The sequence below is a fragment of the Mycobacterium sp. E3247 genome, from assembly GCF_001667785.1.
In the GTDB taxonomy this organism is placed as follows: domain Bacteria; phylum Actinomycetota; class Actinomycetes; order Mycobacteriales; family Mycobacteriaceae; genus Mycobacterium.
Genome location: NZ_LZJG01000015.1, coordinates 1 through 4,434, shown reverse-complemented (window position 1 = coordinate 4,434; position 4,434 = coordinate 1). Strand labels below are relative to the sequence as shown.

The following is a 4,434-nucleotide window of genomic DNA, read 5'->3' as shown; positions in this document are numbered from 1 at the left end:
TGACCTCGATGACGGCCGTGCCGCGGGACAGCGCGAGCTCGGCCAGCCCGGCCGCCGGGTAGACGATCGCCGAGGTCCCGACCACCACCATCACGTCGGCGGCCTCGGTCGCCTCGACGGCGCTCTGCCACGGCGCGTCGGGCAACGGCTCACCGAACCACACGATGTCCGGCCGGATCAGGCCGCCGCAGTGACAGACCGGCGGCTCGACCTCGAGCGTCGGTTCCGCCATCTTGGGCAGCGCGCCGGTGTAAGGCATACCGCAACGGTCGCAACGGAATTCGAACAGGCTGCCGTGCAGGTGGTGGACCGGCATGCTGCCGGCGCGCTCATGCAGGTCGTCGACGTTCTGGGTGATCACGCTGACCTCGGCGCCGTCCTGCCAGGCGGCGATGGCGCGGTGCCCCGTGTTGGGCTGGACGTCGGCCACCAGGTAGTGACGCCACAGGTACCATCCCCAGACCCGCTCGGGGTTGTCGCGCCAGCCCTGCGTGCTGGACAGCTCGTAGGGATCGAAGCGGGCCCACAATCCGTTCTTGTCGTCACGGAAGGTCGGCACCCCGCTCTCCGCGGAGATCCCCGCGCCGCTCAGCACCGTTACTCGCATCCCACAAAGATAGCCGTGCTTGGGACATACTGAGGACGTGGAGCTGCGGGATTTGCTGAAGGTCGATGTGAAGGCGGGCAAACCGCTGTTCGACCAGCTCAGGACCCAGGTCATCGACGGCGTTCGGGCGGGCGCGCTCCCCCCGGGCACCCGGCTCCCCACTGTGCGCGACCTGGCCGGGCAGCTGGGCGTGGCGGCGAACACCGTCGCCCGCGCCTACCGGGAACTCGAGTCGGCGGCGATCGTCGAAACCCGCGGGCGCTTCGGCACTTTCATCTCCCGCTTCGACCCGACGGACGCCGCGATGGCCGCCGCCGCCAAGGAGTACGTCGAGGTGGCCCGGGCGCTGGGGCTGACCAAATCCGACGCGATGCGCTACCTCACCAACGTGCCGGACGACTGAGCGCGCCGTCTCAACGCAGCACCTTCGCCAGCGTGCGCAGGTTGCGCGTGGTGGTCGAGGACTTGTAGCGCGGCTTGCCCATCGTCTTGCCGATCGTGCTGTCCAGGGTGCCGCCCTTGGGCACCTGCCAGTAGATGACGCCCGCGCCGGCGCCGATCCTCTCGTGCGGGCCGGCATCCTCGCCCAGTGCGGCGAGTTCGTCGAGCGCGGCTTTGTCGGCGACGAACGTGACGTAGGACTGATAGCCGTCGACCTCCGGCTCGAACGGGTAGGCGTCGACGACGGCCCGCACCGTCGCGAGGTCATAAACGAGCACCCAGGCGTCGTAGCCAAACCTCTCGCGCAGCGCGGCCTCGGCCTTTTTGCGCACGGCGGCGGCACCGGCGGGTGACTGCAGCACGACGTTGCCGCTGGCCAGGATGGTGCGCACGCCCGTGAAGCCGGCGTCGGTGAATGCGCGCGCCACCTCGGCCATCTTGAGGTTGACGCCGCCGACGTTGACACCGCGCAGGAAGGCCGCGTACTCGGTCATGATCCGATTTCACCAGGGCGGCTCGCGCTGACCCGATCCGGGACCCGTTGCTGGACGCGCGACGTAGGCTTTCTCCCATGGGGCGCCAAGTCTTCGACGACAAGCTGCTGGCCGTGATCAGTGGAAACTCGCTCGGAGTGCTGGCCACCATCAAGCGTGACGGGCGCCCTCAGCTGTCGAACGTGAGCTACCACTTCGACCCGCGCGACCTGGCGGTGCGGGTGTCGATCACCGAGCCGCGCGCCAAGACCCGCAACCTGCGCCGCGACCCGCGGGCGTCCATCCTGGTCGACGCCGACGACGGGTGGTCCTACGCGGTGGCCGAGGGCACGGCGATCCTGACGCCGCCGGCGGCCGACCCCGGCGACGACACCGTCGAGGCGCTGATTGCCTTGTACCGCAACATCGCCGGCGAACACCCGGACTGGGACGAATACCGCCAGGCGATGGTCACCGACCGGCGGGTGCTGCTGACGCTGCCGATCTCGCACGTGTACGGCATGCCGCCCGGGATGCGGTAGCCGCCCGATTCCGGAGATCCCGGGCTAGGCTGCCGGTATGGCTGAACCCAAGTCTTCCGAGGCGCCGCAATCGGACGACGACACCAAGCGCAAGTTCCGCGAAGCCCTCGACCGCAAGATGGCCAAGTCGTCGGGCGGGTCCGACCACAAGAACGGCGCCGGCAAGCAGTCGCGTGCGCACGGACCGGTGGAGAACCGCCGTGAATTCCGCCGCAAGAGCGGGTGAGAGGCGCCGGGACGTGTTGTGCTACGACGGCTTTCGTCGCAAAGCCGGCTCAGCCGTTCGGCGGTGCGAATAGGCCCACCGACGGGTCGGCCTGGCCCGGTTGGCCGCGCAGGCTGCCCCGGGTGCTGGGGTGCCCGAAGTTCACTTGCGACGGATCGTTCTGATAGGCCCAGTCCGCGACGATGGTGCGCCGGGTGAACTTCCAGCTGCCCTCGTGTTTGGCGTAGGAGTCCAGGTACCGGCCGCCGATGACGACGTCTGAGTCGTGTTCGGGACCGGCGAAGGTGTGAAACACCAGGCAGTAGATTTCGCCGCGGGCGGTGTCACCCTCGATCACGAAGTTCGTCGTGGTGATGTTGTGTTGGGAGACACGCACATACGGTTCCGCCGCCCGCAGCTGCGCGATGAACTCGTCGACGCCGCCGGTGGAGAACGAGCCGTGTGAGTCCGTCGCGTCGGGGTGGTACAGGCCGCGAAGCGTCGCATAGTCGGCGCGGTCGACCGCGCGGCAATAGGCAGTGACGAGTGCGTGCAGTTCGTCGCGGGCCAGCATCAGCGCCAACCGGGCCTCGTCCACCACCCGGTCACGATAACGCGGTGGTTATCTGCTGGTCGTCAGCGCCTTTCCGGTAGGTAGTCTGTCGACCACGGGGGACTTCGGGCTTAGGGTGTTCAGCGGAAAGGGAGGTCGTCGACGGTGACACTGTGGCTCGCTCAAGACCCCGAGGCCGACGCGCTGCTGGACGAGAACCCGTTGGCCCTGCTCATCGGGATGGTGCTCGATCAGCAGGTGCCCTTCGAGACGGCATTTGCCGGGCCCAAGAAGATCGCGGACCGGATGGGCGGCTTCGGTGCCCATGAAATCGCCGAGTACGACCCGGACAAGTTCGCCGCCCTGTGCGCGGAAAAGCCTGCGATACACCGGTTTCCCGGATCGATGGCCAAGCGGATCCAGGCCCTGGCGCAGATCATCGTGGACCGTTACGACGGCGACGCGGCGGCGCTGTGGACATCCGGCGACCCGGACGGCGCGGAGCTGCTGCGCCGCATCAAGGGGCTCCCAGGGTTCGGCGAGGTCAAGGCGCAGATTTTCCTGGCGCTGCTGGGCAAGCAGTACGGCGTCGACGTCGAAGGCTGGCGCGCGGCGGCCGGGCAGTTCGGCAAGGACGGCACCCACATCTCCGTCGCCGACATCGTCGACGCCCAGTCGATGGGTAAGGTGCGTTCCTACAAGAAGCAGATGAAGGCAGCAGCCAAGGCGGCGAAGTAGCTGGGTGACCAGAAGGGAAGGGCGGCAACGTGAAGACACACCTGACGTGTCCGTGCGGGGAAGCCATCGTCGGCAAGGATGAGGACGAACTGGTCGAGCTGACGCAGGCTCATCTGGCCAGCGATCACCCGGGCCTCGAGTACGACCGGGACGCGATCCTGTTCATGGCGTACTAGCGCCGACACAGCGAGCGCGCGTGTCCCGTGGGGGACACGCGCGCCCGGAACGGTGTCGGTGCGGCCTACGGCACCACCGTGGAGCCGATCGTGGGCATGAACTGGCACTGCTTTTCCTTGGTGGTGACCTGACCGAAGATGGTCGACATGATGCTGCCCGACCCGGTGTCGGCGATCGCGGTCAGCGTCGTCGGCCCCTCGGGATTGATATCGGTGCGCGGCTTGAGCGCCACCGTTCCCGACTTGCCCGTCGTCAGGTTCACCCAGGTGACGTTCAACGGCAGCTTCTGCACCTCGGCGGGGCCGGGCGTGCCGACGGCGGTGAACACGTAGGCGGTCTGCCCGGGCCCCGGCCCCGGCGTCGGGATCTTCGCCGGCCCCGCCACCGAGAGCGCGGTGGCGATCGCGGTGGTGCCGTCCGCCAGGCAATTGGTGCCGATCGAGGGATACATGAAGTCCTGCGTGGGCGGGGCGTCGGGGCCGAAACCCGGAGCCGCCGCGGGTGCCGCGGCGGGCGCGGGAGCCGGTGCGGTGTCCGGCGCCGGAGCGGCTGCCGGTGCAGCCTCGGGCGCCGGCGGCACCGGTACGGGCGCGCCCACCGAATCCCGCAACGTGGCCGCGTCGGTGAACCAGTTCCTGGCCGAGCCCGGCGCGGCCCTGCCGGACGGCTCACCGGTGCCGCACGTGCCGCCGGCCGGC

Annotated in this window: 8 protein-coding genes and 1 pseudogene; 5 read left to right on the top strand and 4 right to left on the bottom strand. The window is 68.9% G+C overall.

Annotated elements, in window-relative coordinates:
* Positions 1-607, bottom strand: a 607-nt coding sequence (locus A9X04_RS00670) for an NAD-dependent deacylase (RefSeq protein WP_067916776.1), incomplete at its 3' end; no start/stop codon positions are given.
* A gap of 37 nt (positions 608-644) precedes the next feature.
* Between A9X04_RS00670 and A9X04_RS00665 the strand changes: the two genes are divergently transcribed.
* On the top strand, positions 645-1,010 hold the full coding sequence (locus tag A9X04_RS00665) for a GntR family transcriptional regulator (RefSeq protein WP_067277218.1): 366 nt from the start codon (positions 645-647) through the stop codon (positions 1,008-1,010).
* A 10-nt stretch (positions 1,011-1,020) separates the two neighbouring features.
* On the opposite strand, the gene A9X04_RS00660 is transcribed toward A9X04_RS00665, so the two are convergent.
* A complete protein-coding gene (locus A9X04_RS00660) occupies positions 1,021-1,542 on the bottom strand; it encodes a DUF1697 domain-containing protein (protein ID WP_067916772.1) in 522 nt (173 codons plus the stop codon).
* A 77-nt stretch (positions 1,543-1,619) separates the two neighbouring features.
* Here A9X04_RS00660 and A9X04_RS00655 point away from each other — a divergent pair, with 77 nt between their 5' ends.
* Both A9X04_RS00655 and A9X04_RS00650 read left to right on the top strand, forming a co-directional pair.
* Positions 1,620-2,063 (top strand): PPOX class F420-dependent oxidoreductase, encoded by a 444-nt coding sequence (locus A9X04_RS00655; protein WP_067916770.1) that lies wholly within the window; start codon positions 1,620-1,622, stop codon positions 2,061-2,063.
* Positions 2,064-2,100: 37 nt separating this feature from the next.
* Complete coding sequence (locus A9X04_RS00650) at positions 2,101-2,289, top strand: DUF5302 domain-containing protein (RefSeq protein ID WP_067916767.1); 189 nt, start codon at positions 2,101-2,103, stop codon at positions 2,287-2,289.
* A gap of 49 nt (positions 2,290-2,338) precedes the next feature.
* On the opposite strand, the gene A9X04_RS00645 is transcribed toward A9X04_RS00650, so the two are convergent.
* A complete protein-coding gene (locus tag A9X04_RS00645; protein ID WP_067916774.1) occupies positions 2,339-2,842 on the bottom strand; it encodes a nuclear transport factor 2 family protein in 504 nt (167 codons plus the stop codon).
* Positions 2,843-2,986: 144 nt separating this feature from the next.
* On the opposite strand from A9X04_RS00645, the gene A9X04_RS00640 reads away from it, so the two are divergent.
* On the top strand, positions 2,987-3,559 hold the full coding sequence (locus A9X04_RS00640; RefSeq protein WP_067916765.1) for an HhH-GPD-type base excision DNA repair protein: 573 nt from the start codon (positions 2,987-2,989) through the stop codon (positions 3,557-3,559).
* 29 nt (positions 3,560-3,588) lie between these two features.
* Positions 3,589-3,735: a DUF1059 domain-containing protein gene (locus A9X04_RS00635; protein WP_067277197.1), complete on the top strand. Its 147-nt coding sequence runs from the start codon at positions 3,589-3,591 to the stop codon at positions 3,733-3,735.
* 65 nt (positions 3,736-3,800) lie between these two features.
* On the opposite strand, the pseudogene A9X04_RS00630 reads toward A9X04_RS00635, so the two are convergent.
* Positions 3,801-4,434, bottom strand: a pseudogene (locus A9X04_RS00630) (hypothetical protein); the annotation flags it as partial.